This is a genomic window from Inquilinus sp. OTU3971 (assembly GCF_038440215.1).
Window position 1 is genome coordinate 1 of record NZ_JASATH010000388.1, and the last position, 2,313, is coordinate 2,313.

Sequence of the window (2,313 nt, forward strand, 5' to 3'; positions counted from 1 at the left end):
GGGTTGGGCAGGCGCATGCCCACTGATCGAAATCGACCCTCCCCTTGAGTGATCGCCCCACATCAGAAAGCGGGCCAAGCCAGCCTGCCAGCCGCCGAGGCCTTCCCATAGCCTTCGGCCTCGCGGCCGCGATCGGTCTGATCCTGCTCCTCACCGTCGCTCCGACCCTTCTCGTCGGATACGAGACGGCGCGGCGGAACACCGCCGAACTCGTGCGTGACAAGGCGGAGCTGGCCATCCACAGCATGGAGCAGCGCGTGCGCCTCCATCTCGACCCGGTGGCGGCGCAACTCGAGTATCTCGGCCGCTTGGTCGCCGAGTTGCCAAATCAGCCGCCGCGGCCCGATGCCTTGGACGCATTGCTGCGGGCGTCGCTGGCCGCGTCGCCACAGGTCTCGGTAATCGCCTTCGTCGAACCGGACCTGCGCCTCTATCGCGTCTTCCGCAACCGGCCGCAGCTCGGGCTGGTGGTTGGAGATTGGAGCGACGATGCGGACTTCAGGCGGATCATCGACCGTGCGGCGCTCGCGCACACCGTGGTCTGGGAAGGCTTCTTCTTTGCGCAGAACGTGAACCAGCCCTACCTCAATGCACTGCTGCCGCTCGAGCGAGATGGTCGGTTCGTCGGTGCCCTGCTGGCAGGCATCTCGTTGGCCCAGCTCTCCGACTTTGTCGCCGGACTCGCCCAATCCGACCTGGAGACCGCGTTTATCCTGTACGGTGGCGAGCACGTGCTGGCGCATCCGACTCTGAAGAACGGCTTCCGGGGCTCGAGCCCTGAGCAGCCTCTGCCGTCGTTGGGCATGGTCGAAGATGCCGTGCTCCAGCGGCTGTCATCCGCCGAGCCGCTGCTTCTTGGCGACCGGGCCGATCGTGCGGCCTCGGGTCTCAGCACGATCGACCTCGACGGCGAGCGCTATCTGGCGGTGCTAAAAGAGGTCCATGGCTACGGCGATCAGCCCTGGCTCCTCGGCAGCTATATGCCTCTCGATGCCGCGGCGCCGCAGCTCGCCCGGCTCGACCTGCTGCTGCAGGCCGGCATCGCCATGCTCGCGATGGCGGCCATGGCCGCGGCGGGGCTCGGCGCGATGTTGAGTCGACCGATCCGACATTTGGCGCAGGCCGCCATACGGGTGTGTGAACTCGACCTCAGCGGCGCACCGCCAGTGCGCGGCGGTTGGTTCCGAGAACTGCGCGAGGCCGCGGCCAGCTTCAACGCCATGCTCGAGGCACTTCGCTGGTTCGAGGCCTATGTGCCGCGACAGTTGGTGCAGCGTCTGATGCGACTCCGATCGGGGCAGCCCCTGGTGTCGGAGGAGCGCGAAGTCACGGTGATGTTCACCGATATTGCCGGCTTCACAGCCCTTGCCGAAGACATGCCCGCGGGCGACGTCGCGGCGCTCCTCAATCGGCATTTCACCCTGCTCGACCGGTGCATCGAGAGCAATGGCGGCATCATCGATAAATTCATCGGAGATGCCGCGATGGCCTTCTGGGGCGCCCCGGAGGCGGATCCGGCCCACGCCCGTAAGGCGTGCGAAGCCGCAGTTGCGATCGCCGAGGCGGTCCGGGTGGACAATGCCGCCCGGCAGGCGATCGGTCAGCCGCCGCTGCGGCTCCACATCGGCATCCATACCGGTCGGGTGGTGGTCGGCAACATCGGCGCGCCCAGCCGGATGAACTACACGCTGATCGGCGACGCGGTGAACGTGGCCGAGCGGCTGGAGGGGATGGCGCGTGAGCTGGGCGCGCCCGAGATCGATGTGCACGTCCTCGTCAGCCACGCGACGGCCGATCAGGCCGTCCCCGTCTTCCACTTCCGCCATCTCGGGACCCGGCCGCTGCGTGGTCGCCACGGAAGCATCCGCGTGTACGAACTTCACGAGGCTCTCGCTGCGTGCCGGCCGGCTACAAGTATCAGGACAGCGTCCGAGCCATGATGACCGGCCGCAATCGGACCGGGAGGCATGCGGACGAGCAGCTGAAGCGGGCGCTCACCGTGGCGCCCGTTCCGACGGATCATCACGTGCCAATGGCGATGGCACCTTCGTTGGCGCCCAGTCGAACCCGACGGCACTGGGACGCGCGCTTGACACAATCGGTGCGAGCGTCGAGGCCGATCGCATCATGATCTGAAGCAGCACGCTTCCCGGCTGCCTTCGGGCAGGGCTCGTGAGGCGATCTGCTTGATCCAGCGCAATGCGCAATGCCCGACAAGGTGTGACAATTGCAACTCCCACCATGATGGAAGGCTGTGATGATCTCGCGAATTCTGGTGGCTATCGATGGGTCGGAGCACGCCAAGCGGGCGAT

General features: G+C 66.5%; 2 protein-coding genes. One reads left to right on the forward strand and one right to left on the reverse strand.

Annotated elements, in window-relative coordinates; all coding sequences use genetic code 11:
* The first annotated feature begins 44 nt into the window (after positions 1–44).
* On the forward strand, positions 45–1,940 hold the full coding sequence (locus AAHM41_RS39950; RefSeq protein WP_342242209.1) for an adenylate/guanylate cyclase domain-containing protein: 1,896 nt from the start codon (positions 45–47) through the stop codon (positions 1,938–1,940).
* Between the two features lie 185 nt (positions 1,941–2,125).
* On the opposite strand, the gene AAHM41_RS39955 is transcribed toward AAHM41_RS39950, so the two are convergent.
* Positions 2,126–2,313, reverse strand: a 188-nt coding sequence (locus AAHM41_RS39955; RefSeq protein ID WP_342242210.1) for a hypothetical protein, incomplete at its 5' end; no start/stop codon positions are given.